This is a genomic window from Thiohalophilus sp., from assembly GCF_046483665.1.
Lineage (GTDB): Bacteria > Pseudomonadota > Gammaproteobacteria > UBA6429 > Thiohalophilaceae > Thiohalophilus.
In genome coordinates this window covers 1-22,433 of record NZ_JAWOCR010000005.1, presented here as the reverse complement: position 1 = coordinate 22,433, position 22,433 = coordinate 1, and the positions used below count along the sequence as shown (strand labels likewise).

Sequence of the window (22,433 nt, the reverse complement as noted above, 5' to 3'; positions counted from 1 at the left end):
GGAGCCGGAACGCAATTTCAGTAACGTTTGAGCGAGTCGATAAACAGCCGGTTTTGTGGTAGCCGGTGCTCGATAAAAGTCTCTGTCAGGCTCCGGTACTTCTCCGCGGGGCCGTTCATATACACATCATATTCTTCCAGAGAGGGATAGTCGGTCACGATCCGTGTTCCCAGTTGTCGAAGTGCCTGTTCGAGATCGTCCGCCGACTCATTGACTTCATCCATGAAGATCGGGGTATAGAGGAAGCCATCCAGGGCGTCCTGCAGCGAGCGAATATAATTGGACAAGTAGTGCTCGCTTCGGCTTTCCAGCAGCCAGTAAAGATGCATGGGCTGATTGCTTTCCAGGGCAATGCAGTGCTCGATAAGACTTTTAATGGGGGCGATGCCGGTGTCATTGGCGACAAAAACCAGGGGCCGATTCGAACTTTCATCCAGAGTGAACTCTCCGTGCGGGCCGCTGATTCTCATACTCGAACGGGTTGACAGCCCTTCGAATACATAGCGGGAAAACGGATCATTTTCGGCATAACGAATATGAAACTGCAGATACATACCATTGCAGGGACAGCTGGCGACAGATTTGTTGCGCGGCGCCAGACCATCAATATGCAAGGTGACATACTGACCAGCCAGAAAGCGCATTGTCTGGCTGCGTGGTGTTCGTAGTTGTAACACCCGTACGTTATCCGCCACGTTATCGATTTTATAGACCTTCGCCTCGATTTCCTGGTGGGGGACATCGGCGGCACTACCGATAGTGCGGCTTTCAATCGCCATATCCGCGCCGGGGGTAGCCGAACACATCAAAAACAGTCCCTGATCCTTTTCATGCTGGCGAAAGCTGTAATCGTGGGGCAGATAACTGCCAATCTCACCCTGGATCAGACGAGCCGCGCACTGCCCGCAGCTGCCGTTGTTACAGTTATAGGGAACATTCAATCCGGCCCGCAGCGCGGCCTCCAGGACGGTTTCGCCACTGGCCGCTTCAAATTCCCGGCCGGATGGTTCGATGCGGATTCTGGCCATGATAGAACCTACTCTGCCACAGGAAAACGACTGACAGGATACTATTTTCAGCTTCTCGACTAAATGGTTAATCGAAAAGGCTTTTGAGCTGATAACCCTGAGGTTTACAGGCTTGCGTTGTCTGTCTACCGGTAGCAGAATTGATGCATCCAGGGGAGAAGACCATGTTTAGCGCGATGAAAAAAACCGCCATGCCCGGCCCCGACGAGGCTTTGCCGGGACGCCAGGAAGCTATGCCGGTCCCTGAGGCGCACTATGTCAACGGCCATCCATTAGTACCGCCTTATCCTGAAGGCATGCAGCTGGCGATGTTCGGCATGGGTTGCTTCTGGGGGGCGGAACGCGGTTTCTGGCAATTACCCGGGGTCTATTCAACGGCGGTCGGGTATGCCGGGGGCTATACGCCCAACCCGACCTACCGGGAAGTCTGCAGCGGCATGACCGGCCACAATGAAGTGGTCCGTGTCGTATTTGATCCGCAGCAAATCAGTTACGCACAATTACTGCAACATTTTTGGGAAAGTCACGATCCAACCGGGGGGATGCGTCAGGGCAATGATATCGGCACCCAGTATCGCTCCGGCATCTATACTTACGGCCCGGAACAACGCGAGCTGGCCGGGCAGAGTGGAGAGCTTTATCAGCAAGTTCTGCAGGGGGCCGGCTACGGACTAATCACTACCGAAATTCGAGAAGCGCCGGAATTTTACTTTGCCGAGGATGACCATCAGCAATATCTGGCAAAAAATCCCGGCGGTTATTGTGGGCTGGGAGGCACCGGTGTGCGCTGCCCCGAACTGTCACTCGCCTGAACCACCTGTGGGTGCCGTGCGGATTAAAAACCGGTGGCGCGCCTCATATGACGGCAGTTTTCAATATGTTCGGACAGAGCCAGTTCGGCCATATGACGTGTGCTGTAAGGACCCCGATCTATTCCTTCCCGGCAGGTGAAATACCATTGACTGCCGATATTGAAAAAGCGACCACTACGAAAAGGGACCGGACCGGCTTCCCCGTCACGTGGAATGCGGGTTTCGCTCATACCTGTCCTCCAGTCGGTGCTTACCTTCTATACCTATAGACAAGCGCGGGTGAAAAATCAATCTGGCCGGACAGACGGTAGCGGTGTAACGATAGAACAATAAAAGCCACGCTTTTGTTATCAGTTAACTGCCTGTGAGGGAGAGATTAACCCTGCACGGTCACGGTCACCTGACGTTGATGGGCGGCCGTGCGATGCTCCCACAGATAGATCCCCTGCCAGGTGCCCAGAGTACAACGTCCCTGGCTGACCGGGAGGGTAAGATCGGTCTGGGTCAGAATCGTGCGCACGTGGGCCGGCATGTCGTCGGGTCCCTCGTCATCATGCTCGAACATCGGATCACCGTCCGGGACCACCTGTGCCATAAAGGTTTCCAGATCCCGGCGCACTGCCGGGTCTGCGTTTTCGCACAGAATCAGCGAGGCGCTGGTGTGATGCACAAACAGATGGCACAGGCCGGTGTCGATGGCGGCCCGCTCGATCACCTCGCGCACGTTCTGGCTGATGTCATAGGTTCCCCGTCCGCGGGTGGAGACTGAGATCTGTTCCTGTACCAGCATTGTGTCGGCCTGTCATGCATAATGGATCGTTATTATAAGTGAGTGGAGAAGCTGATTGAACCGCTCATCAAATACCGGCCTGGTTACATTGTGCAAGATCATGGCCGTTTTTCGTCACCTCTGTCTTGTCGTTCGGACTCCGGTCGTCCATACCTTGACGTAACCTGTTTATTCATGGTTGAGGGAGTGAGGTGTGCAATCCAGATTCGTTCTCAATGACAGACTCGATACCCGGCGTTTGGATCAGGGGCGCAGGCCACTGAGGTCGCTGGCGCGTGTCTGCAATGTGAAGCTGAAGGCCGGCAATGAGCATGACATGGGGGGTTGAATTTGAAGCACGGCATAATATGCCTGTGAACGTCATGGATGTGCTGCATTATCAGGATCGGCATACGGGCATTGCCGCCTGTTGAATTTTCCCACATTCCTTGTCACGTAACGCGCCGCACGGCACGTTTTTATAGACGTCAGGGACAGACAGTTTTACTCAACCGGATTTCGTGCTAAAAAATAACACAGGTTCAATGCATTCAATTCCCCTCAGAGCAGTCATTTGCCTATGTCCAGGAACGTTATTGTCTATCATGGTGAACAACTGGCCCGTTACCACTTCGGCGCCGGGCACCCGTTCGGACCGAAGCGTCATGACGCTTTCGTGGGACGTCTGCGGCAATCCGGCCTGGACCGAAGAGTTGCTCGCGGCGCGCCGGTCACGGCCAGTCGGGAGGCGATCGAACGTTTTCATACCCGCGAGTACGTGGATGAGGTCGAGTCGGCTTCGAAAACCGGGCGCGGCATGCTCGACCCGGATACCCCTGCCGTGCCCGGCATTTATGCGGCGGCGGCCACTGTGGTCGGCACCGGTCTGGCGGCGCTCGAGCAATTGATGGAAGAGAATTATCAACGTGCCTTCGTTCCTATCGCGGGCCTGCATCATGCCTACCGGGATCGCGCGGCCGGCTTTTGTGTTTTCAACGACTGCGGCGTGATTATCGAAACCCTGCGTGAGGTATACGGCATTAGCCGGGTCGCCTACGTTGATATCGACGCGCATCATGGCGATGGCGTATTCTACAGTTTCGAATACGATCCGCAGCTGTTTATCGTCGACGTACACGAGGACGGCCGTTATCTTTATCCCGGCAGTGGTGCATCGCAGGAGACCGGTAAGGGTGAGGCGATGGGCACCAAGCTGAATATCCCTCTGCCTGTGCAAGCCGACGATGAACAGTTTATCGATATCTGGCCCGAGGCGGAAAACTTCCTGGCACAGAAAAAACCGGAAGTGATCCTGCTGCAATGTGGCGCTGACAGCCTCAGGGGCGATCCCATCACCCATTTGCACTACAGCGAGGCCACCCACGCCCACGTGACACGGCGCCTGTGCACTCTGGCTGACCGTCACAGCCAGGGTCGCCTGCTGGCCCTGGGGGGAGGCGGGTATAATCTGGATAACCTGGCCACAGCCTGGTCGGCGGTGGTCGAAGCGATGGTCAATTCTTCAGAGGTGTAACGTGCCACAGTTGCAACACTGGAACGAAGCTGAAGACGGCCCCCTTGATGAGGCGGCTTTGATCAATAAACTCGAAGTACAGGGTTATAGTGTCAATCGCTATGTCTACCCACCCGGCACCATGTTCCCGCCTCACACGCATGAGGTGGACAAGATCGATGCCGTGTTGAGCGGCCATTTCCTGCTGGAAATGGAAGGCGAGGGCGTCATCCTCGAACCCGGCGACAGCCTGGCTGTCCCTCGCGGCGTCATACACAGCGCCGAAGTTGTCGGTGACGAACCGGTCGTCAGTCTCGATGCCGTGCGAGAATAAAACCCAACGCAGAGGCGCAGAGGACGCAAAGAAATTATTTTTTACAAGCAGTAGATTAGATCGATAAAAATATTTCATTATTCAGTGCATGGAAGCGGGAAGAACCAATGTTTTTACCAGTTACTAGCCCCTGGTATCTAGCACCTTGTACTTATAACCTGCGTCCGGAGGGTGCGCATGGTATAATTCAAAACCCGGCATTCACAATTCAACATTGCACTAATAGTTATGGCTGATCTGTTTAGTATTACCGCACCGCTGATAATTGCCACGCCTGAAGGCGAGCAAAAGGTCATTGCTCATCATTTTCCACATCCCAAAGGATTACTTTATTTCGATCTCTACTGGCACGAGGGACAGCCCTGGAAACAGACTCATCTCGTTGAAGGTGAGATCAAAGGCGAAGGCCCATGGAAAATCGGTGAGCATGTCATCAATCTGCTGGGTTGCCAGGGCGCCAATCCCGAGCTGGCCATGCAATTCGAGCAGTGGCAGGCTTATAAACAACGTGCCGATGTGGACTACCCTCCCGAACCCCTGGTCGCTGCGATAGCCAGAAAAATGGGCGCCAGCATCGAATAGTTTCCTGTTGTCAGGCCGGTGCGCACCGGCATCCAGACATTACCGATGCAGTATAACGCCAGAATTGTGAAAGATAGAACCAGCTCATAGCAAAAGACAGATTCAGACAGTCTATCGGACCGCCGATAAATTCCCCGGCCAGGTTAGTCAGAGCTTGCTTAAAAGGTTTCTCCATCCCCGGGTCTCGTTTTCGGGGGTGAACAACGGTTGTTTGGCGATGCAGGTCTGCTCGAGTTCTTTATAGAAGAGCTGGTCGGTCTCCGCCTTTAGCATACAATCTGCCAGCGCCAGCTCGTTTTCTACCGGGTAATAGCCAGGATAGTCTTCTCCCAGTAGTCCGATAGTTCCTTCGATGTCCGAGGCAATTACCGGAACGCCGGCCACAACGGCCTCGGAAATAACATTGGCGCCACCTTCCATGCGCGAGGGTAATACCAGCAGGTTGGTTCGCCGGTACACCTGTCTGATTTGATGGTGGGGAATCTCGTCGTGCCAGGTGTAGCGGGGATTGGTTTGCATTTGCGTGAGTGCCTGCCTGGCCCAGTCGTCACTGTGCGCTTTGCCGTATTGATGTATCTTGATGCGGCTGCTGGCGGGCAGGTGTTGAGTCGCGAGTGCCGGCCTCAGCGGGTCTTTTTCCTCACGCAAATGTCCCATTACCGAAATGTGGAAATAACGCTTGTACGGCTGGCGTTTTGCAATGGGCGTTGCAGACTGGTAAATGACGTGCATCTTATCCCGCGCATCCGGCGGCAGTATATTGCCGATGAGATCGTGCAGCCCGACCATATGGCTGGCCAACCGGATTGATTGCAGGGTGGTATCGGGGTGGGTGTGTATAAAACGGTAGGCATCGGTGCCGGTGATGGCAACAATAAGGGGACGCCGGGGGAATGCCTCGGCGAATTGCTGAATGGGTGTGGCGCTGCGCCAGGCATGTAGCGCGATCATGATATCAGCGTTCTGTCCGTTGAAGTCGGTGGTAATCTCCACCCGATGGCCGAGCGAGGTCAGGATCGCGGCCCAGCGGGCGGCTGTCGCCCGGTTGCCGGCCCGTGATTTCGGTGGTGCAGGTGTGACCAGAATGATGCGCATGAACGATTAACTTAATCCGGTAAAATTATTTTTTCAGATTCTTATGTTGTCTCTTAAAGCGGCGTTGCGGGCCCGGCTTCACGACTTTATACTGATTTACTGTATAAAAGTCTTGTTTTTCACAGATTTTCTTGCCGGGAAGAATACGATAATCCGAGTAACTCAAGCATGTATAAACTTAATCCTGAACTAATCGCAAAGCAAATCGATGATGCTCACCAGCGTAGTATGGCGCTTGTTGACGATCTGTCCCCGGAACAATTAATAGGCCCCAGACTGGCCACCGTTAACCCGTTACGCTGGGAGATCGGCCATGCGGCATATTTTTACGAGTACTGGGTGTTACGGCAGCATTTGAAAAGATCCCCGAACCGTGAAGATGCCGATCAGCTATACGACTCGATTTCTATCGCACATGACGAACGCTGGGATCTCCCGTTACCTGCTTTGCAGGAGACACTGGAGTATATCCAGACAATTAAAGAACAGGTAAAAGCCTGTCTGGCAAATGGCGAGGATACCCAAAGGGATTACCTCGCGCAATACGCGGTCTTTCATCACGACATGCACAATGAGGCCTACACCTATACCCGCCAGACACTGGACTATCCCACCCCCGACATTGGCAAGCCGGGATACAGCATACCGAACACCGGTGTCCTTGAAGGTGATGTAAAGATTCCCGGCGGCGAGTTTATGCTGGGGGCAAGGCCAACGGATGGTTTTGTCTTTGATAATGAAAAATGGGCGCATCCTGTCAAAATCGAACCGTTTGAAATTGCCAGAGCGGCTGTGAGTAACGGTGATTTTCTGCGTTTTGTCGAAGCCGACGGCTACAACAAGCGTGAGTACTGGGATGAGACCGGCTGGGAATGGCGTAACAAGACCCGGCTCGAACATCCCGTATACTGGCGTCTTGATGCTGATGGCTGGAAGATAAAGCGATTCGATCAGTGGCAGCCGATGCCTGTGAATGCCGCGTTGGTCCACGTATGCTGGCATGAGGCGCAGGCTTATTGCCGCTGGGCCGGAAGACGCCTGCCGACGGAAGCCGAGTGGGAAGCTGCAGCTGCTGCCGAGCCTTCTGCAGATGGCTGTACCTTATCATCGGTCAAGCGCCGTTTTCCCTGGGGTGATACTCCGCCGCGCCCGGATCAGGCCAATCTGGATGGGTACGCGCTGGGCACGGTCGATGTCGGGGCGTATGCTGCGGGTGACAGTGCATTTGGTTGCCGACAAATGATCGGCAACGTCTGGGAGTGGACCCGGGATACATTTTTGCCCTTCCCGGGTTTTGAGCCTGATATGTACCGGGATTACTCCCAGCCATTGTTCGGAATAACCCGGGTCCTACGCGGCGGTGCCTGGCCAACCCGCGGGAGAATGATTCGCAATACCTGGCGGACCTACTATGGTCCTGATCGTAACGATGTTTTCGCCGGTTTTCGTACCTGCGCCGAACGTTGACAGACCTGTTGAGTTGTTATGCATAAGATGGACGCCCCTGTTGTCAAAGATCTGGTTCTCCTCGGCGGAGGACATTCCCATGTTTCGGTTTTAAGGCGGCTTGGTATGCGGCCGGTTCCGGGGTTGCGGGTTACCCTGGTGACCCGGGATGTTCATACTCCTTATTCCGGTATGCTGCCCGGTTTCATCGCCGGTCATTATGACTACGACGAGTGTCATATCGACCTTGGTCCGCTGGCCCGGTTTGCGGAGGCCCGCCTTTATCACGCTGAAGTCGAGTCCGTGGATCTGGATAATAGAATAGTGCACGCCGCCGATCGCCCACCAATCGCGTATGATGTTTTGTCTATCAACACAGGCTCACGTCCTTCCAGCATCGACATACCGGGTGTGGATGAATTTGCATTGCCTGTTAAACCCATTGATGTTTTTCTGGATAAATGGCAACAGTTAATCGAGCAGGTTCGTGTCAGCAAGGGGCCGTTTCGAATTGTGGTTGTCGGTGGCGGGGCCGGTGGCGTGGAGCTGGCGTTATCCACGCAATTGCGGTTGCAAACCTTATTGAAAGAGACAGGCAAGGAACCTGAAAACGTAATCTACACAATTATCAGCGCCAGTGATGAAATTATGCACATGCATAACCCCGGCGTGCAGAAACGTTTCAGGCGAATTCTGACGCAACGTAATATCGCGATCAAAATTGCAACGCAGGTTACTGAAGTCAAAGCAGGCAAGGTGCTTACCGCAGATGGTAAAGCTTATGATGCGGATGCCATACTCTGGGTGACCACGGCATCTGCGCCAGCCTGGCCGGCCGAAGCTGGCCTGGCAGTGGATGAAGCGGGGTTTATCAAGGTAGATGAGCACCTACAATCCCTGTCTCACAAGCAGGTGTTTGCAGCAGGGGATGTTGCCTCCTTAACGGATTCCCGTCCCAAATCCGGTGTATTTGCTGTTCGTCAGGGACCGGTACTTGCACATAACCTGCCGGCCGCCGCCACAGGCCGGCGTTTACGTCGTTATCGACCGCAAAAGAATTTCCTCGGGCTAATTAGCACCGGCGATAAGTATGCGGTGGCATCGCGCGGAAGCTGGTCTTATGAGTCAGCCTGGTTGTGGATGGTCAAGGACTGGATCGATCATCGCTTCATGAACAGGTATAACGAGCTACCTGAAATGGATGAGGAAGACAGTCCCGATCTGGCCGACGGTATTGCTGATGCAGCGGCGATAAAGGAATTGTCCACTATTGCCATGCGTTGTGGCGGTTGTGGTGCCAAGGTGGGTGCCACAGTGCTCTCCCGGGTTATGCAACGCCTGCCCAATACTCAACGTGACGATGTGTTGATTGGCCGCGACTCTCCTGATGACTGCGCCATGCTGACCATGCCGAAAGACAAGGTCATGGTGCAGAGTGTTGATTATTTTCGTGCCTTTATTGACGATAGCTATATATTTGGCGCCATTGCCGCGAACCACGCCCTGGGAGATGTTTTTGCCATGGGGGCTGAACCGCAATCGGCTCTGGCGATTGCCACTGTCCCTTATGGTCGCGAACGCATTGTGGAAGAGACCCTGTATGATGTTTTGGCCGGTGCTCTACACATTCTTGAACCTTCCGGCGCCGTGCTGGCAGGCGGACACTCCAGTGAAGGCGCAGAACTGGCCTTTGGGCTAACTGTCAACGGTCTGATTGATCCGGATAAAGCCATGCGCAAGCAGGGTTTACAACCGGGTGATGCTCTTGTGTTGACCAAGCCTATTGGTACAGGAACGCTGTTGGCCGCAGAGATGCGTGCCAGGGCCAGAGGGCGCTGGATTGATGCCGCCATTCAGTCCATGCTGGTCTCCAGCCAACAGGCGGCAGACTCTTTACAGCGATACGGGGCAACTTCATGCACCGACCTTACCGGTTTCGGTCTTGTCGGCCATTTGATTGAGATGACCAGAGCTTCGGAAGTTGATGCAACCCTGTACATAGATGCGTTACCTGTCCTGGAGGGTGCCTTGCAAACTGTTGAAGCAGGCATACTATCTTCACTTCAGCCGCAAAACCTGCGGTTGCGACGTGCCATTGAGGATGTAGAACAGGTTTCACGGCATCCGGCATATCCTCTGTTATACGATCCGCAAACTGCCGGAGGCCTGCTCGCCGGAGTCCCTCAGGAGCAGGTGCGTGAATGTATTGCGGAGTTACATCAGCTCGGCTATTCATCTGCAGTGATTATCGGTAAAGTTGAAGCCCGTTCGGACAGAGAGGCTTCCATTCGTATCCAGTAACATATGGATCCTACAAATTCAAAGAAAAATGAGGCTTGAGGATTAAATTTTGAGAGCTGCAGTGGTAAACGGAAAACGTGAGAACCCGTTTAATATCAGTCCCTGCGTTACCTTCGGCCGGAATTATTGATGAAGTTCGTATGTTACACGGACTGGTCTCAGCTACCCGAAAGTGCCAAGGAACTCTTCGCTCAGGGTGAGAAACACAGCGTTTTTCTTTCGCGGGTCTGGTTCGAGAATCTGACAGCTTTCGGGCTAGATGAAAAACCGTCTCTGTCGCTGGCCTGCGTGGAGACAGAGGACAAGATGCTGGCAATTTTGCCTCTTGTAAAGAGTCCTGCAAATACCTGTCACGCCTTGAAACACCGCTATACACCTTTTTATAGTTTGCTACTTGCGAATGATGAACAATCCGAGATTCTCGATTGTCTGGTTGAGGGCCTGAGCCAGATGCCGGTTCATGCCCTGCTACTGGAGCCTGTCTCAAACAAAGACAGAAGAGTGGAAAGGTTGCAGCGGAGAATGCAAGCGGCTGGTTTTCGTTGTGATCACAATTTCCGGCTGTATAACTGGATTTATCGCATCCAGGGGCAATCCTATGCGGAGTACATGTTTTCCCGCCCGAGCAGGCTGCGCAATACACTAGACCGCAAGAAGCGCAAACTCGACCGAGAACACGGTTACGAAATTCGTCTTTTCACCGGGCAGGAGGTGCCAGAGGCTATGTCTGATTATTATGCGCCCTACAATGCCAGCTGGAAGGCGAACGAGCAATATGTCGACTTTCTGAATGGCATTGTGGCTGGGTTTTCCCAATTTGGCTGGACAAGGCTCGCGGTGCTTTATGTGCAGGGACAACCCGTTGCCGCACAGCTGTGGTTTGTCGCACACGGCAAGGCGAATATTTTCAGGCTCGCATATGATGAGGTCTGGAAACCCTATTCCCCCGGGTCGATACTGACCAGTTTCCTGATGGAATATGTGATCGATGTCGACGGGGTGGAAGAGATCGATTTTCTGACAGGAAACGATGCCTACAAGCAAGACTGGATGTCCGAACGTCGGGAGCGTTTCGCATTGAGTTGTGTCAGGAATTTAAAGAATCGAGGCCGGCGAGAACAGTTTTTAATATCACTAAAAAGTCTGTTCAAAGGAGCCCTGGGTCAGTGACAAACGAGAACAATTTACATTATCATCATTCATCGTCCTTTTCTTTGAGTAATTATTCTTCCATGACCATGAAACTTGTACAAAAGCACTTCCTTAAAGGAACCAGAGAATTTGAAATAGTTAATGATGTTATTCATGTGCGGATGAAGACACCATTCAGGGAAGAAAAAATTACGCTGGGATTGGCTGTGCTGGATCCTGAACCCGTTATCAATAAACTTTGCGTTGATTTTTATAGTCGTGCGGACCCCGAGCCATTGCTATCAATTTTCCTGGACAAACCCGACGCAGACCAATTTAATGCTTTTATCGTGTCTCTACAGCAGCGAATACTGGCGGCGTCTGGTGGTTTTTCTGCTTCTGATGCGGATCCTTACCCTGCGGGAATCGCCGCGAATGTTTTTGACGAGCCGCCGGAATTCGATGAGTCCGACAAGAAACGAATCGAAAACATCGCTCAATCGATTAACCCCGCCAAGCTTGAAAATGCAATCCAGATGCTGGGGCAGTACGTCGATGACGAGGATATTGAACCGTTGCTTTCTGCCCTGAAAGCCCTGAGAGACGAGCCGAAGAACGAGATATATATGGAGCAAGTTGTCCATGCGTTTAATGAACTGGGGATTGTGCAGGGGGCGGTATTAACGTACGCGCCCTATATCAGTATATTGCTGATGGATGACCCCTATGGCGACCATTAAAAGATTTTGATCTGAAAAATACAGGTCGGGCAGAAGTCTCCTGCTGACACGAACCCCGCCGTGCCTGATAAGCATGCTGCCCGATATCACTTCTCTCTATCGACCTGCGCGAGTTGCTTTTACTCCTCATCGCTGACCCGAAGTGCCGCCAGGTACCGGGTACGCTGATTGATAAATATCAACAGCTACATTATTTTTATCGCCATTGTTTGGGCTCCAGGGTTGTAACCAGGCGTTCTCATCCTCACAGCATCTTCTATAGTCAAACTGACAAGCTGCTGGCATATAACCATATCAACTGTAAGGTCATGATTGTTTGGCTGTAGTATTAAAAGTGGTACTACAACGTTCAACGTATCCACTGGTTAGCGAGATAAAACTTGAAAAGGAGAGGCTCATGTTTCTGGAAAAAATAAAATCCCCTGGCCTGGCTCATTTGTCTTACATCATCGGCGCCAATGGTCTGGCTGCGGTAATTGACCCACGCAGGGATGTTGAGATCTATGAAGAGATAGCGGCAGCGAATAATGTCCGTATTAACTGTGTGTTCGAAACCCATCGCAACGAGGATCTCGTCTCCGGTGCCAGTCTGCTGGCTGACCGCACCGGGGCGAATGTTTATCACGGTCCAAACGCCGCCGGCGAAGTGCGCTATGCTGAAACTGTGCGCGATGGTCAGGAGATGCAACTGGGAGATTTGCGCCTGAAGGTCATGGAGACGCCCGGCCATACCGACGACAGTATTTCCATTGCAGTGTATGACGATGCCAGTGGCAAGGATGCGGTCGCTGTCTTCACCGGTGATGCCTTATTCATCGGCGATGTCGGGCGGACCGACTTTTACCCGGAGCGGGCCGAAGAGGTAGCCGGTTTGCTGTACGACAGCCTGCAGTACATGCTTGGACTGGGTGATCAAACGATCCTGCTGCCAGCCCACGGCGCCGGCTCGGTGTGCGGCAGTGGCATGGCGGACCGCGAATTCTCCACACTGGGTCACGAGCGACAGAACAACCCCCGTCTGCAGATCGCTGATCGTGACGGATTCATCAAAGCCAAGGTGGCGGAACATCACTATCAGCCACCGTACTTCCGGCTCATGGAACAACTGAACCTGAGCGGCACTGAACCCATGCATCCGGAACCGGTTGCGCTGAATGTCGAGGATATCAAGAGTCTGGGCGATCAGATAGCCCGGGTCGACGTACGCAGCGCCGAAGCTTATGCCGCGGCACACCTGCCGGACTCCCTGTGTGTGCCGGAAGATATGATTCCGGCGTTTGCGGGCTGGCTGATCGAGCCGGAACAGCGACTGGTTCTTATTGCCGAGAATGCCGATCAGGCCTGGCAGGCCGCCCGTCATCTCGGCCGTATCGGTTTTGACAATATCGAAGGCTACCTGGTGGGGATTATGGACTGGGTGACCGCCGGAGAGCCGTTTGGCTCCGTCGACTTTTTAGATACAGCAAGTGTCGAACAGCGGCTGAAACAGCAGTCCATAGACTGGCAGTTACTGGATGTACGCGGTCTTGAGGAAGTCGAGGCGCAGCCCATGCAGCACGCGCTACATATCTATGTCGGCGAACTGCCTGCCAAGCTCAAAGAGCTGGACATCGACAAGGCTTACACCGTCATGTGCGGCAGTGGCCAGCGTGCCGCCATTGCTGCCAGTATATTGGAGCGCAGCGGATACAAAAACGTGAATGTTTACCTGGGCTCTATGGCAGCCTGGGAGCAGCAGAAAAGCGTGGCATGAACTCCTGTTGCGCTGACCATTGATTACGCTGTGTTTATCTTGTGGGTGTCAGCCTGAAGAGGGAATATGCAAAAAATTCACGCGGAGATGATTTTATTTTGTCAGAAGTTAATTTTATAAATTAAGATTTATTATTGACAAGTATGTTTAATAGTGATGAAACTAAGTATCCCATACATATAAAAGGCGATTAAATGACAAAGAAAATTTATGCTTTTATTATTGGTGCCATTGTTGGGGCGATAGCACTTGCTATTGCCGCTTATCAGTTGCTGCCCGGCATGATGATTATAGAAGACAAAAGTCAGTACGGTTTTGAGAAGACTGTAGAAGAGATTCAGCGCAGCGCTAAAGAAAATAACTGGAAAATACCAACTGTCCATCATCTGCATGAAGCTGTTGCCGGTGCGGGTTACAATGTTTTGCCCGCGGCTGTACTCGAGCTTTGTCAACCCGGGCATGCCGGGAAGATTCTGTCGAACCCGGACAATCGCGTCGTGACTTCATTAATGCCCTGCCGTATTGCTGTATATGAAATGCCAAACGGGGATGTAATCATTTCCAGGATGAACAGTGGATTAGTGGCGAGTGTCTTTGGGGGCGAGATTGCGGAAGTCATGAAAATAGCCAGTCAGGAAACCGAAGACTTGCTGGCTGACAGCTTGCTATAACCTCCCTGTCGGGCAAGCCTCAGTGACTGATTTTCACTGTGGCGAAGCTCCGGGGGGTATCCTCGATAAGCTTCGTTATGCAGGCTCTATGTCCCTGGAAAGACAACACTATGCCATAGGTTGAAGGCACGACGGTGATGCGATAGGTATGAGCCGGTAAAATCTTTCGAGGTGAAGTTGTTACTGCAACGTTGTGACGGGTCAGGCTGGCCGGTCGTCGCAAAACTATGTTCGAAAGCTCGTCAGACTTTGATTGGGAGTAGCTATATCGGACTGCAAGATATTGGAGAGGCATTACTTGTTTCTGCTCGTTTTTGATGCCATCTCCTGAATCATCCGATCTGCATCCAGAAACTGAAACAGCTCGTGCTTTTTGTTCATGGTATCCTGATAACCGAGGTCGATCAGTCTGCGGGTATAGGCGCGTTCGAACAGAAGGTAGCTGACCAGATCCGAACCGTCCGAGCGATAGGCGCCGATCCCGCGCAGCAGCAGGCGCATGCTGCGCGGAAGTTGATCGATATATTCCTCGGCCAGATCGCCGATATCCTGGCTGGGAGAGATTACCAGGGTGTCGATATGGCGCAGAGGAAAACCGTGCTTGACGCGTTGTTTTTGCGGGATCAAGTCCACCGTGTCGTTAATTCGTTCCAGCCGTTCGATATCGGCATCCAGTGAATCCAGAAAGATACTGTCCAGGACATGACCGGCGATCTGGCCGATAGTAGGTGCGCGGCTCTCACGGGTACGTTGCGGTTCCTGATTCTCCATATGGTTGCCGATAATCATAACTTTGTCAGCCCCCAGGTGCAGGGCCGGACTGATCGGCGCCATCTGGCGCATGGAACCATCACCGAAGTATTCCCGGTTGATTTTCTGTGGCGGGAACACAAACGGGATAGCCGAGGAGGCCATCAGGTGGTCTACGTTAATCTCGGTGCGTACGCCGATACGGCGGAAGCGGTTCCAGAATTCGAGTTCGGGTTGACCATGGAAGAAGGAGACCGACTGGTGTGAGGTATAGCCGGACGCGGTGACACTCAGTGCGTGCAGGTATCCTTTGTCGATAGAGTGCTGAATATCTTCCGTGCGTATGTATTGTTTCAGAAGGTGTTGCAGGGGCGTACGATCCAGCAGGGAGAGAGCACGACTATGGTGACTCATTCCCAGCGACATTATCGCCATGAACCAGTTGAAACCGGTGCGCAAGATGCCCAGAGTGTCGGTGCGAAAGACTTGCTCGGCATGAAAGTTGGACCAGATGATGGCAATACGCTGCACCGACTTGCGAAAGTTGTAGGCATGGGTAGCCAGTGCGCAGGCATTGATGGCGCCGGCCGAGGTGCCGCAAAGAATCTGGAACGGACTGCTGGCGTGGCGGGGCAGAATATCGGCGACAGCCTTCAGTACCCCGACCTGGTAGGCGGCACGGGCGCCGCCGCCGGTCATAATCAAACCGATTTTCGGTTTATCGGACTGCATGATGGCTGCCTGTCGAGTTATTGCTGTTAGACAATCGGGTTCTCCTGCTCACGCTTGATAGAATAGTCAGAGATTCGCATGCAGCCAACCGTCTCGTTTGTTATTTTCTCAACTATTATTCCGGGAGCGGTCTTCACACTGGCGGGTTATGAATAGTATGTTGTATCGTCAAAGCCTGATGCTGGGCAGTTTGTTTATTATTCTGTCTGAAATCATGTTCGCCTCAATGGGAGCGGCAGTCAAGGCGGTCTCGACCGATATGCCTAACGAGATGATCGTCTTCATGCGCAACCTGGTCGGTGCGCTGGTGCTGCTTCCGTTACTGTGGCGTTACGGCTGGCGTCATTTACAAACTCGCATCTGGTATTTGCATGTCATGCGAGCGGGATTTGGCGTGGCCGCCATGTATTGTTTTTACTATGCCCTGGCCAATATGCCTCTGGCCAGCGGTATGCTGCTGAAAATGACCTCGCCGTTGTTTATCCCGCTGGTGGCGCTTGTCTGGCTGGGCGAGGGAATTACCCGCCGCGCCTTGCTGGCTGTGATGATTGGCTTTATCGGTGTCATTCTGGTCCTGAAACCGCAGAGCGGGTTCCAGGCGGTGGCATTGGTCGGCCTACTGGGCGGCGCTCTGGCGTCAGTGGCCAAGGTGACCGTGCGGCGTCTGGGGCGCAGTGAACCCACCACCCGTATCGTCTTTTACTTTGCTCTGGTTGCCACCCTGGTTTCGGGCGTGCCGTTGAGCTGGAGCTGGCAAACGCCGGACACCGACAGCTGGTTATTACTGCTGTTGATTGGCATAGTGGGCACATTGGGGCAGCTGCTGCTGACCCGGGGTTACAGTGTCGCCCGGCCGTCACAAGTGGGCGCTTTTACCTATACCTCAGTGGTGTTCGCGGCGCTGTTCGGCTACCTGTTCTGGGATGAAATGGTCGATTACCTGTTTGTGATCGGGGCGTTGATCATCGCCGGGGCCGGCATGCTGGTCTTGCAGGAGCGCCAGAATGTGAGCCTCAACAGAGCTCGTTTTGATAACGAGCCCCTGTAGGTCGGGCTGTCGGATAATTCGCAGGAGAAACGTTATGACAGATAGACAACTCTGGTTGTTGCGCCATGCCAGGGCCGAGGCAGGTGATAGTATGATGGAGGATGCTGATCGTCCCCTGAGTCACGCGGGTCGGAATCAGGCGGATCGGCTGGGCGAATGGATGTACGAACAGGGTCTTCGGCCCGGCCTGATCGTCAGTTCCCCGGCCGTACGGGCGAGACAGACGACCGAGCTGGCTTGTGAGCGGCTGGAGTTCGATTTTAATCACATTCATTATGATCCGGGGCTGTATCTGGCGTCCCGGGATGAACTGCTGCGCATTATTGGAAATATGAGAGTGCCCCACGGGCCACTCATGCTGGTCGGGCACAATCCTGGGCTGGAGCAACTGCTGATCTGGTTATGCGGTGAACCGCTGCCCCGCACGGACAAAGACAAACTGATGACTACGGCCAACCTGGCCCGGATTGAGATTGAAGGTGGCGGCGCCCTCAGTGAGGATGGCGGCAAATTGATCGATCTGACCCGGGCCGATGAATTGAGGTGAGATGGCTCAGTCAGAATCGGTCTGCGAGTTGTGTGGGCGGCGGGAGACTGCGTTGACCAAACATCATCTGATCCCCCGTACTCGCCATCGCAATAAACGGGTGAAAAAGTTGTTTAGCCGCGATGAAATGCACGGACGGGTGTTATGGTTGTGTCGGCCCTGCCACCATCATATTCACCGGGTGCTGGATGAAAAACAGCTGGCCCTGGAATACAACAGCCGCGACAGGTTGCTCACCCATCCCGAAATCAAACAGTTCGTCGACTGGCTGGCCGATAAACCGGCCGGCTTCAAACCCCGCTCATCCCGTTAGCTCCAGTTACGCAGCAGAAGATATCATTGCCATGAACACTGCGATGGCCAGCAGTACCACTGAACATACTGAATTTGGCCGAAGCCACTCAAATTGAGCCTTTCTCCTGTCTTTTCGGTGTTGTTCGCTGTTTTCAGTGTTTCGATTGTTACCATCTACCCGGCATCACCTTACAAATGGTTTAAAAGTCGTGTTTGAGCTGGGGATATGGTGCTGGCATTTTGGCCCTCACCTGCTAAAACTAAATCAGGATATGTCGTTACAGCCAGGTAAGAGGCAATCGCGCCGGGATACCCGCAGGATATGCGGGGAAGAAATGATAAGCGGTCGAGCGTGGCGGTCCACGAAGGGGATGAGTGATGAATTCAACCGAGTTGATGTGCGGGCCTTGCCTGGAACCGGCCGAGCCGTTGTACACCCGGGTGCCGATCCGGGATGAAAACGGCCAATATCTCAGTGACTTTATGATGATCATCCCAGGTTTGCGAAAACGCGCGATCAATATACGTCAGGAGATCATCAGCCGTATCGATCATGTGTTGCAGCTCTATCGACGTACGGTTGTATTTGCCGATTTGAACATGAAAACCAACGTGCTGTGGGTGTCGGTTAAACCGGTGCCAGGGATTTGCATGGAATTGCCTGCTGTGATCAAGTTCCATGTTCCTGAAGCCCTGTTAGTCAGCCATCGTGTACCCGGCTGACAGGTTAAAAATCTGTTGAATGAGTAACCCTCCATTTGTCACAGTGGGGCGGTTGCATTCATAATAGCTGCCAAACTGTTAAACAATGGAGAAGGTAATGGCAGAAGCCCTGAATGCTGAAGCGCTTGACACGCTGTTTCGCAAGGCCCGTAGCCACAATGGCTGGCAGGATCGGCCGGTCAGTGATCAGCTGTTACAGCAGTTATACGATCTGATGAAATGGGGACCGACCGGCGCCAATTCCTGTCCCGGCCGGTTTGTGTTCGTCAAATCCGACGATGCGAAAGCCCGGATGAAACCCGCGCTGGCCGAAGGTAATGTAGAAAAATCGATGACCGCACCGGTAGTGGCTATTATCGGTATGGATCTGGAGTTTTACGAGAAACTGCCCAAGCTATTTCCGCATACCGATGCCAAATCCTGGTTCGAAGGCAAACCTGAAAAGATACAGGACAGTGCGCATCGTGATGCCTCGCTACAGGGTGCTTATCTGATGTTGGCCGCCCGTAGCCTGGGACTCGATTGCGGGCCGATGTCCGGTTTCGATAATGCCCGGATGGACGAGGCGTTCTTTCCCGATGGCAAGGTCAAATCGGTCTTTATCTGTGCCATCGGCTATGGCGACGAATCGAAACTCTACCCTCGCGGCCCGCGGCTTGATTTTGAAGAGGCCTGTCGTATCGAATAAGGCACGGTTTAATTCGGCATAATTAAAAATGGCCACTACGAGGGTGGCCGTTTTCTTGGTTGTTAAAAAGATTCAAGGCGACGGCCGGGACTCCAGTTTGCAGTGGACGATGTCGCTGCGACGCGGATAGCGTTTCAGTGCCTGTTCTGCTTCACGGAAGGTCTCGTACGGCTAAAAGATGATGCATTCGTGTGCCTGAAAGGATTATTGCGGGCTGTTGAAATAAAAGCGTCGGCAGCGCGCTGAATCAGCCCGTCTTTCTCAATGCGACGCGGACCATTGTAATCCGGTTGTGGCTTTGTAATGTGGCTATCAGCTTCACCAGGTTGCATCTTCGTTATCCTGATACTGCGGTATGAGGTTTTCCGCCACCAGCGGATTAGCCAGCCGCCAGTGCATCTCCACTTTGACCCATAATATGACAATAGCGATCAATGATGATTCGATCAGGCTGGCCGGACCGCGGTGTGCCCTCCCCGGAGTCCTGATAAATCCCATTTGTCCTCCTCTTTTCTGTTCCACAGTCGCGATTGCGGACAGGCAGAGCGAGCTCCGCTATTTGTCAGATCAGACTGTAATTCATTCAAATCTGAGAGGGAAAATAACTACAGGGAAAGCCTGACAAATTGTCGGGGATGACTGTGGGAGTGGGCATGACTGTCCGCGGCGGGAGCGGCTGCGTCCCGTTGACTATTTGCCCTGGATATAGCGTGCGTCGTCGAAAGTCTCAATCCATTCCGGGCGCATGGCCACCAGAATGCTGGTGAACATGCCGGTGATAAAGGCCTCGGGAAACATCATCAATGGCAGATAGGGGAAGTAATCATAGGCCAGCCGATCGGGGCTGTAGGCGCCGGCGATCAGTAGCAGTGCGGCGGCCAGGCTGGCGGCGCCGGCCATGGCCAGAGCCGCTCCGAAAAAGCCGTTGATGAAAATATAGATGAAGACATGGTGGGGCAGCCTGGATTCGGCCAGACGTAAAATAGCGGTGCTGATCAAAATCGGGGTCAGGCCCATCACCAGTACATTGAGCGGATAGGTTTGCCAGTCGCTGCTGCCATTATAAATGAGCCCCAACAATACCAGGCTGATCACGATCAGGGCCCGTTGCCAGCCGAACATCAGGGTCATCAGGCTAGCGCCAAGAAAATGATACTCCAGGCCTGGCAGTCGGGTGGTGGTAATCTGCCACATCAGGATGAGGGCCACGCTGCTGCCAAGAAAAACATGGGCTTTGTGTGGCTGCTCCAGATATTCCCGCCAGCGGACCTGGCGAATGGCGACCAGCAGGATCAGGGCATAGAGGATCCCGGCGGGCCATAACCAGCTTTGCGCTACCATGTCGGCGGGGTAATTCACCAGTCAAACTCCACGATCTGACCGTTGTCAAAATGCAGCTGGAGCATTGTCCGATCATCCAGCTTGTCCAGCAAGGCACTGAGAGCGCGAAGGGTCTCCTCATGCACCACCAGCAGAATGATTTTTTCGGGTTGTTCTCGCAGCCAGTCAAGAAACCGGCCGATGCGTTGTTTGTGATCGACAAGCGACTCCCCGCCGGGTGGCCGGGTATTCAACGGATCGCTGCTGATGGCGGCAAAATAGTCGACTACCGGATGGCCGTCAAAGCCCGAGCGAATATCGTTGAGATCGGGGTGGGCGCTGATCGGGATCTGATGTAGACGGTTGATGATTTCAGCGCTCTGACGGGTGCGGGGCAGCTCCGAGGTAATGATATGCTGCAGAGGCATGTCACGCAGTTTCTCGGCGGCAGCCTCGATCTGGGCGACTCCGGTATCGGTCAGATGCACATCGCGGCCCGGGTCATCATTACACAGACCGAGATCATTGAAATTAGTGCGACCATGGCGCATGGCGTACAGAGGCATGGGATTTACCGTGGCAACGATATTAGCGCATATAATAATATAGCCGTTCCGGCTCGCGGCAGCGAGCGGAAACCGGGAAGTCAACGAGGAGGTCTCTTGAGTAAACCCCATACCCTGATTATTCGACCTGACGGACCCTTGCAGTTTGAAGGTCAGATGACGCTCGAGGACGACAAAGGAAATCTTCTACAGTGTGACGATAAGGTCTGGCTGTGCCGTTGCGGCCAGTCGCAGGATCAGCCTTTTTGCGACGGTGCGCACAAGCGTTGTGGGTTTACTGACGCCGCGCGGTTTGACGATGAACGCCATGAAGCGCTGGCGGCTGACCACGTCCCATTGCAGTTGACCTTCAGAAGCGGCGCAATGCTGATAGTGCGGGGGCCGTTGGCTATTCGCAGCCTGGATGGGACATCCCGTACGACCCGCATGCGGGCTGCACTGTGCCGTTGTGGCCAGTCACAGAATAAACCATTCTGCGACGCCAGCCACAAACAGTCCGGCTTTTGCGACTGAAGGAAGCGCAGGGTAGAATGTGAAAATCTTGACAGAACATTCTGGCAAAACCGGAATCCGATAGTTTGCTGTGGAACGCGTCTTTTGCAGGGGGTACGCCGGAATATTTTGCTCAACGCTAACTCAAGCTTTAAGCCAACTCAAAAAAATCTTCATAGTGACTTCGACAATACTGGTGATGTCGAGTGAATCGGGTTCAATGAGGTAACCGGACACTCGCCGATGAGAGATGAGTTTCCGATATCTGTTCGGCCAGCGGAAATTACGCTTTGGTGGCGGTTATCCGGGTGGGGGTAAGATAACAAACTCCTGTCACAGCAGGTAATGCTCAGGATAGTACAGATTACGCCGATTCAGCATGTCGAAATTATATTTGCCTTCCCGGCCTTTTCCCGGCGCGATCTCGAAGCCCTATTCGCTATCGTCTCCCGAGTCCGGCCAGGGACGGGCATGCATTCCCCGAATAGCCGGCAGAACGTCGGGCAGATGCTGGAAGGCATGATCCCCCCTCTCAAACAGCCGGATGTCGGCACAGTTGTCATAGCGTTGGGCGGCCAGCCGATAATCGAGCAGTTCATCGCCCTTGTCCAGCAGCAACAAAGTGGGCGGTGAGGCGATGCAGGGGTGGGGTATATCCAGCGCCCGCAGTGCGTCCAGATGGCCGGTGGTCAGCATATAACGTTTGCCCGTATAGTAATTGACGTTTTCTCCCAGATAATTATCCAGCGTTTCCAGGGGCATCAATGCCGGATTGATTAACACCCGCTTTAGGGCGTAACGTTGTCCGAGGTACTGGGTATAATACCCACCCAGAGAAGCGCCGGCCAGCAACAGATTCCTGTCCAGCCGCAAGGATTCCTCGATCAGATGTTGCAACATGACGATAGCTCGCGCAGGATCATAATGATAAGTTGGTGTCAGTACCGGTATATCATCCAGTTTCTCACGCAGATATTGCCCTTTGGCCGAGGCCCCGCTGCTGTTGAAACCATGCAGATAAATAATCATGAGTTAGCGTGATTTTGATATATTCGAATGTTGAGTCAAGTTTCGCCTGAATATTACGATACATTAAAT

Annotated in this window: 25 protein-coding genes; 16 read left to right on the top strand and 9 right to left on the bottom strand. The window is 53.4% G+C overall.

The genetic code is table 11. The features are described from left to right. Nucleotides 1-17 precede the first annotated feature (17 nt). Nucleotides 18-1,028, bottom strand: a complete 1,011-nt coding sequence (locus R6U90_RS00915) for a 2Fe-2S iron-sulfur cluster-binding protein (RefSeq protein WP_410350779.1) — start codon at nt 1,026-1,028, stop codon at nt 18-20. 164 nt (nt 1,029-1,192) lie between these two features. Here R6U90_RS00915 and msrA point away from each other — a divergent pair, with 164 nt between their 5' ends. Next, complete coding sequence (gene msrA, locus R6U90_RS00910) at nt 1,193-1,840, top strand: peptide-methionine (S)-S-oxide reductase MsrA (RefSeq protein WP_410350778.1); 648 nt, start codon at nt 1,193-1,195, stop codon at nt 1,838-1,840. Nucleotides 1,841-1,863: 23 nt separating this feature from the next. Here msrA and R6U90_RS00905 read toward each other — a convergent pair whose 3' ends face one another. Then, nucleotides 1,864-2,070 (bottom strand): DUF6316 family protein, encoded by a 207-nt coding sequence (locus R6U90_RS00905; protein WP_410350777.1) that lies wholly within the window; start codon nt 2,068-2,070, stop codon nt 1,864-1,866. 146 nt (nt 2,071-2,216) lie between these two features. After that, nucleotides 2,217-2,630 carry a secondary thiamine-phosphate synthase enzyme YjbQ gene (locus R6U90_RS00900; RefSeq protein ID WP_410350776.1) on the bottom strand — a complete coding sequence of 138 codons (414 nt, stop codon included), beginning with the start codon at nt 2,628-2,630 and terminating at the stop codon, nt 2,217-2,219. Nucleotides 2,631-3,189: 559 nt separating this feature from the next. Between R6U90_RS00900 and R6U90_RS00895 the strand changes: the two genes are divergently transcribed. The 3 genes from R6U90_RS00895 to R6U90_RS00885 all read left to right on the top strand — a co-directional run bounded on the left by R6U90_RS00895 (nt 3,190) and on the right by R6U90_RS00885 (nt 5,038). Continuing rightward, a complete protein-coding gene (locus R6U90_RS00895) occupies nt 3,190-4,143 on the top strand; it encodes an acetoin utilization protein AcuC (RefSeq protein WP_410350775.1) in 954 nt (317 codons plus the stop codon). 1 nt (nt 4,144) lies between these two features. Continuing rightward, nucleotides 4,145-4,456 carry a cupin domain-containing protein gene (locus R6U90_RS00890; RefSeq protein WP_410350774.1) on the top strand — a complete coding sequence of 104 codons (312 nt, stop codon included), beginning with the start codon at nt 4,145-4,147 and terminating at the stop codon, nt 4,454-4,456. A 228-nt stretch (nt 4,457-4,684) separates the two neighbouring features. Then, on the top strand, nt 4,685-5,038 hold the full coding sequence (locus R6U90_RS00885; RefSeq protein WP_410350773.1) for a hypothetical protein: 354 nt from the start codon (nt 4,685-4,687) through the stop codon (nt 5,036-5,038). Between the two features lie 147 nt (nt 5,039-5,185). On the opposite strand, the gene senB is transcribed toward R6U90_RS00885, so the two are convergent. Next, the gene (gene senB / locus R6U90_RS00880; RefSeq protein ID WP_410350772.1) at nt 5,186-6,133 is read right to left on the bottom strand and encodes a selenoneine biosynthesis selenosugar synthase SenB; all 948 of its coding nucleotides are present in this window, start codon (nt 6,131-6,133) and stop codon (nt 5,186-5,188) included. A 168-nt stretch (nt 6,134-6,301) separates the two neighbouring features. Between senB and senA the strand changes: the two genes are divergently transcribed. The 6 genes from senA (at nt 6,302) to R6U90_RS00850 (ending at nt 14,175) form a co-directional block, all read left to right on the top strand. Further along, nucleotides 6,302-7,600 carry a selenoneine synthase SenA gene (senA, locus tag R6U90_RS00875; RefSeq protein WP_410350771.1) on the top strand — a complete coding sequence of 433 codons (1,299 nt, stop codon included), beginning with the start codon at nt 6,302-6,304 and terminating at the stop codon, nt 7,598-7,600. 18 nt (nt 7,601-7,618) lie between these two features. Beyond that, a complete protein-coding gene (selD, locus tag R6U90_RS00870) occupies nt 7,619-9,880 on the top strand; it encodes a selenide, water dikinase SelD (RefSeq protein ID WP_410350770.1) in 2,262 nt (753 codons plus the stop codon). A 129-nt stretch (nt 9,881-10,009) separates the two neighbouring features. Then, nucleotides 10,010-11,050 carry a GNAT family N-acetyltransferase gene (locus R6U90_RS00865; protein ID WP_410350769.1) on the top strand — a complete coding sequence of 347 codons (1,041 nt, stop codon included), beginning with the start codon at nt 10,010-10,012 and terminating at the stop codon, nt 11,048-11,050. Nucleotides 11,051-11,112: 62 nt separating this feature from the next. Further along, the gene (locus tag R6U90_RS00860) at nt 11,113-11,751 is read left to right on the top strand and encodes a hypothetical protein (protein ID WP_410350768.1); all 639 of its coding nucleotides are present in this window, start codon (nt 11,113-11,115) and stop codon (nt 11,749-11,751) included. A 397-nt stretch (nt 11,752-12,148) separates the two neighbouring features. Beyond that, entirely contained in the window at nt 12,149-13,504 is a 1,356-nt protein-coding gene (locus tag R6U90_RS00855) for an MBL fold metallo-hydrolase (protein ID WP_410350767.1), read from the top strand. A gap of 194 nt (nt 13,505-13,698) precedes the next feature. Then, on the top strand, nt 13,699-14,175 hold the full coding sequence (locus R6U90_RS00850) for a DUF302 domain-containing protein (protein ID WP_410350766.1): 477 nt from the start codon (nt 13,699-13,701) through the stop codon (nt 14,173-14,175). A gap of 294 nt (nt 14,176-14,469) precedes the next feature. On the opposite strand, the gene R6U90_RS00845 is transcribed toward R6U90_RS00850, so the two are convergent. Beyond that, nucleotides 14,470-15,657, bottom strand: a complete 1,188-nt coding sequence (locus R6U90_RS00845; protein WP_410350765.1) for a patatin-like phospholipase family protein — start codon at nt 15,655-15,657, stop codon at nt 14,470-14,472. A 148-nt stretch (nt 15,658-15,805) separates the two neighbouring features. On the opposite strand from R6U90_RS00845, the gene R6U90_RS00840 reads away from it, so the two are divergent. From R6U90_RS00840 to R6U90_RS00820, 5 genes are all read left to right on the top strand, one after another. Beyond that, nucleotides 15,806-16,705 (top strand): DMT family transporter, encoded by a 900-nt coding sequence (locus tag R6U90_RS00840; RefSeq protein ID WP_410350764.1) that lies wholly within the window; start codon nt 15,806-15,808, stop codon nt 16,703-16,705. Between the two features lie 34 nt (nt 16,706-16,739). Next, nucleotides 16,740-17,252, top strand: a complete 513-nt coding sequence (locus R6U90_RS00835) for a SixA phosphatase family protein (RefSeq protein ID WP_410350763.1) — start codon at nt 16,740-16,742, stop codon at nt 17,250-17,252. 1 nt (nt 17,253) lies between these two features. Continuing rightward, a complete protein-coding gene (locus R6U90_RS00830; protein ID WP_410350762.1) occupies nt 17,254-17,565 on the top strand; it encodes a hypothetical protein in 312 nt (103 codons plus the stop codon). 359 nt (nt 17,566-17,924) lie between these two features. Continuing rightward, nucleotides 17,925-18,269, top strand: a complete 345-nt coding sequence (locus R6U90_RS00825; protein WP_410350761.1) for a hypothetical protein — start codon at nt 17,925-17,927, stop codon at nt 18,267-18,269. A gap of 97 nt (nt 18,270-18,366) precedes the next feature. Continuing rightward, a complete protein-coding gene (locus tag R6U90_RS00820; RefSeq protein WP_410350760.1) occupies nt 18,367-18,957 on the top strand; it encodes a malonic semialdehyde reductase in 591 nt (196 codons plus the stop codon). A 318-nt stretch (nt 18,958-19,275) separates the two neighbouring features. On the opposite strand, the gene R6U90_RS00815 is transcribed toward R6U90_RS00820, so the two are convergent. The 3 genes from R6U90_RS00815 to R6U90_RS00805 form a co-directional block, all read right to left on the bottom strand. Then, nucleotides 19,276-19,455: a hypothetical protein gene (locus tag R6U90_RS00815; RefSeq protein WP_410350759.1), complete on the bottom strand. Its 180-nt coding sequence runs from the start codon at nt 19,453-19,455 to the stop codon at nt 19,276-19,278. A gap of 192 nt (nt 19,456-19,647) precedes the next feature. Continuing rightward, on the bottom strand, nt 19,648-20,316 hold the full coding sequence (locus R6U90_RS00810; protein ID WP_410350758.1) for an energy-coupling factor ABC transporter permease: 669 nt from the start codon (nt 20,314-20,316) through the stop codon (nt 19,648-19,650). Next, nucleotides 20,313-20,843 (bottom strand): histidine phosphatase family protein, encoded by a 531-nt coding sequence (locus tag R6U90_RS00805; RefSeq protein WP_410350757.1) that lies wholly within the window; start codon nt 20,841-20,843, stop codon nt 20,313-20,315. The genes R6U90_RS00810 and R6U90_RS00805 overlap by 4 nt, the downstream gene beginning before the upstream one ends. A gap of 96 nt (nt 20,844-20,939) precedes the next feature. On the opposite strand from R6U90_RS00805, the gene R6U90_RS00800 reads away from it, so the two are divergent. After that, nucleotides 20,940-21,356: a CDGSH iron-sulfur domain-containing protein gene (locus R6U90_RS00800; protein ID WP_410350756.1), complete on the top strand. Its 417-nt coding sequence runs from the start codon at nt 20,940-20,942 to the stop codon at nt 21,354-21,356. 411 nt (nt 21,357-21,767) lie between these two features. Here the strand turns inward: R6U90_RS00800 and R6U90_RS00795 are convergent, their stop codons facing one another. Next, nucleotides 21,768-22,364: a YqiA/YcfP family alpha/beta fold hydrolase gene (locus tag R6U90_RS00795; protein WP_410350755.1), complete on the bottom strand. Its 597-nt coding sequence runs from the start codon at nt 22,362-22,364 to the stop codon at nt 21,768-21,770. Nucleotides 22,365-22,433: the final 69 nt, after the last annotated feature.

What these genes read in the sequence shown, in the direction of transcription:
- R6U90_RS00915 (WP_410350779.1), bottom strand. Translation starts at nt 1,028, where the DNA reads ATGGCCAGAATCCGCATCGAACCATCCGGCCGGGAATTTGAAGCGGCC.
- msrA (WP_410350778.1), top strand. Translation starts at nt 1,193, where the DNA reads ATGTTTAGCGCGATGAAAAAAACCGCCATGCCCGGCCCCGACGAGGCT.
- R6U90_RS00905 (WP_410350777.1), bottom strand. Translation starts at nt 2,070, where the DNA reads ATGAGCGAAACCCGCATTCCACGTGACGGGGAAGCCGGTCCGGTCCCT.
- R6U90_RS00900 (WP_410350776.1), bottom strand. Translation starts at nt 2,630, where the DNA reads ATGCTGGTACAGGAACAGATCTCAGTCTCCACCCGCGGACGGGGAACC.
- R6U90_RS00895 (WP_410350775.1), top strand. Translation starts at nt 3,190, where the DNA reads ATGTCCAGGAACGTTATTGTCTATCATGGTGAACAACTGGCCCGTTAC.
- R6U90_RS00885 (WP_410350773.1), top strand. Translation starts at nt 4,685, where the DNA reads ATGGCTGATCTGTTTAGTATTACCGCACCGCTGATAATTGCCACGCCT.
- senB (WP_410350772.1), bottom strand. Translation starts at nt 6,133, where the DNA reads ATGCGCATCATTCTGGTCACACCTGCACCACCGAAATCACGGGCCGGC.
- senA (WP_410350771.1), top strand. Translation starts at nt 6,302, where the DNA reads ATGTATAAACTTAATCCTGAACTAATCGCAAAGCAAATCGATGATGCT.
- selD (WP_410350770.1), top strand. Translation starts at nt 7,619, where the DNA reads ATGCATAAGATGGACGCCCCTGTTGTCAAAGATCTGGTTCTCCTCGGC.
- R6U90_RS00865 (WP_410350769.1), top strand. Translation starts at nt 10,010, where the DNA reads ATGAAGTTCGTATGTTACACGGACTGGTCTCAGCTACCCGAAAGTGCC.
- R6U90_RS00860 (WP_410350768.1), top strand. Translation starts at nt 11,113, where the DNA reads ATGACCATGAAACTTGTACAAAAGCACTTCCTTAAAGGAACCAGAGAA.
- R6U90_RS00855 (WP_410350767.1), top strand. Translation starts at nt 12,149, where the DNA reads ATGTTTCTGGAAAAAATAAAATCCCCTGGCCTGGCTCATTTGTCTTAC.
- R6U90_RS00850 (WP_410350766.1), top strand. Translation starts at nt 13,699, where the DNA reads ATGACAAAGAAAATTTATGCTTTTATTATTGGTGCCATTGTTGGGGCG.
- R6U90_RS00845 (WP_410350765.1), bottom strand. Translation starts at nt 15,657, where the DNA reads ATGCAGTCCGATAAACCGAAAATCGGTTTGATTATGACCGGCGGCGGC.
- R6U90_RS00840 (WP_410350764.1), top strand. Translation starts at nt 15,806, where the DNA reads ATGAATAGTATGTTGTATCGTCAAAGCCTGATGCTGGGCAGTTTGTTT.
- R6U90_RS00835 (WP_410350763.1), top strand. Translation starts at nt 16,740, where the DNA reads ATGACAGATAGACAACTCTGGTTGTTGCGCCATGCCAGGGCCGAGGCA.
- R6U90_RS00830 (WP_410350762.1), top strand. Translation starts at nt 17,254, where the DNA reads ATGGCTCAGTCAGAATCGGTCTGCGAGTTGTGTGGGCGGCGGGAGACT.
- R6U90_RS00825 (WP_410350761.1), top strand. Translation starts at nt 17,925, where the DNA reads ATGAATTCAACCGAGTTGATGTGCGGGCCTTGCCTGGAACCGGCCGAG.
- R6U90_RS00820 (WP_410350760.1), top strand. Translation starts at nt 18,367, where the DNA reads ATGGCAGAAGCCCTGAATGCTGAAGCGCTTGACACGCTGTTTCGCAAG.
- R6U90_RS00815 (WP_410350759.1), bottom strand. Translation starts at nt 19,455, where the DNA reads ATGGGATTTATCAGGACTCCGGGGAGGGCACACCGCGGTCCGGCCAGC.
- R6U90_RS00805 (WP_410350757.1), bottom strand. Translation starts at nt 20,843, where the DNA reads ATGCCTCTGTACGCCATGCGCCATGGTCGCACTAATTTCAATGATCTC.
- R6U90_RS00795 (WP_410350755.1), bottom strand. Translation starts at nt 22,364, where the DNA reads ATGATTATTTATCTGCATGGTTTCAACAGCAGCGGGGCCTCGGCCAAA.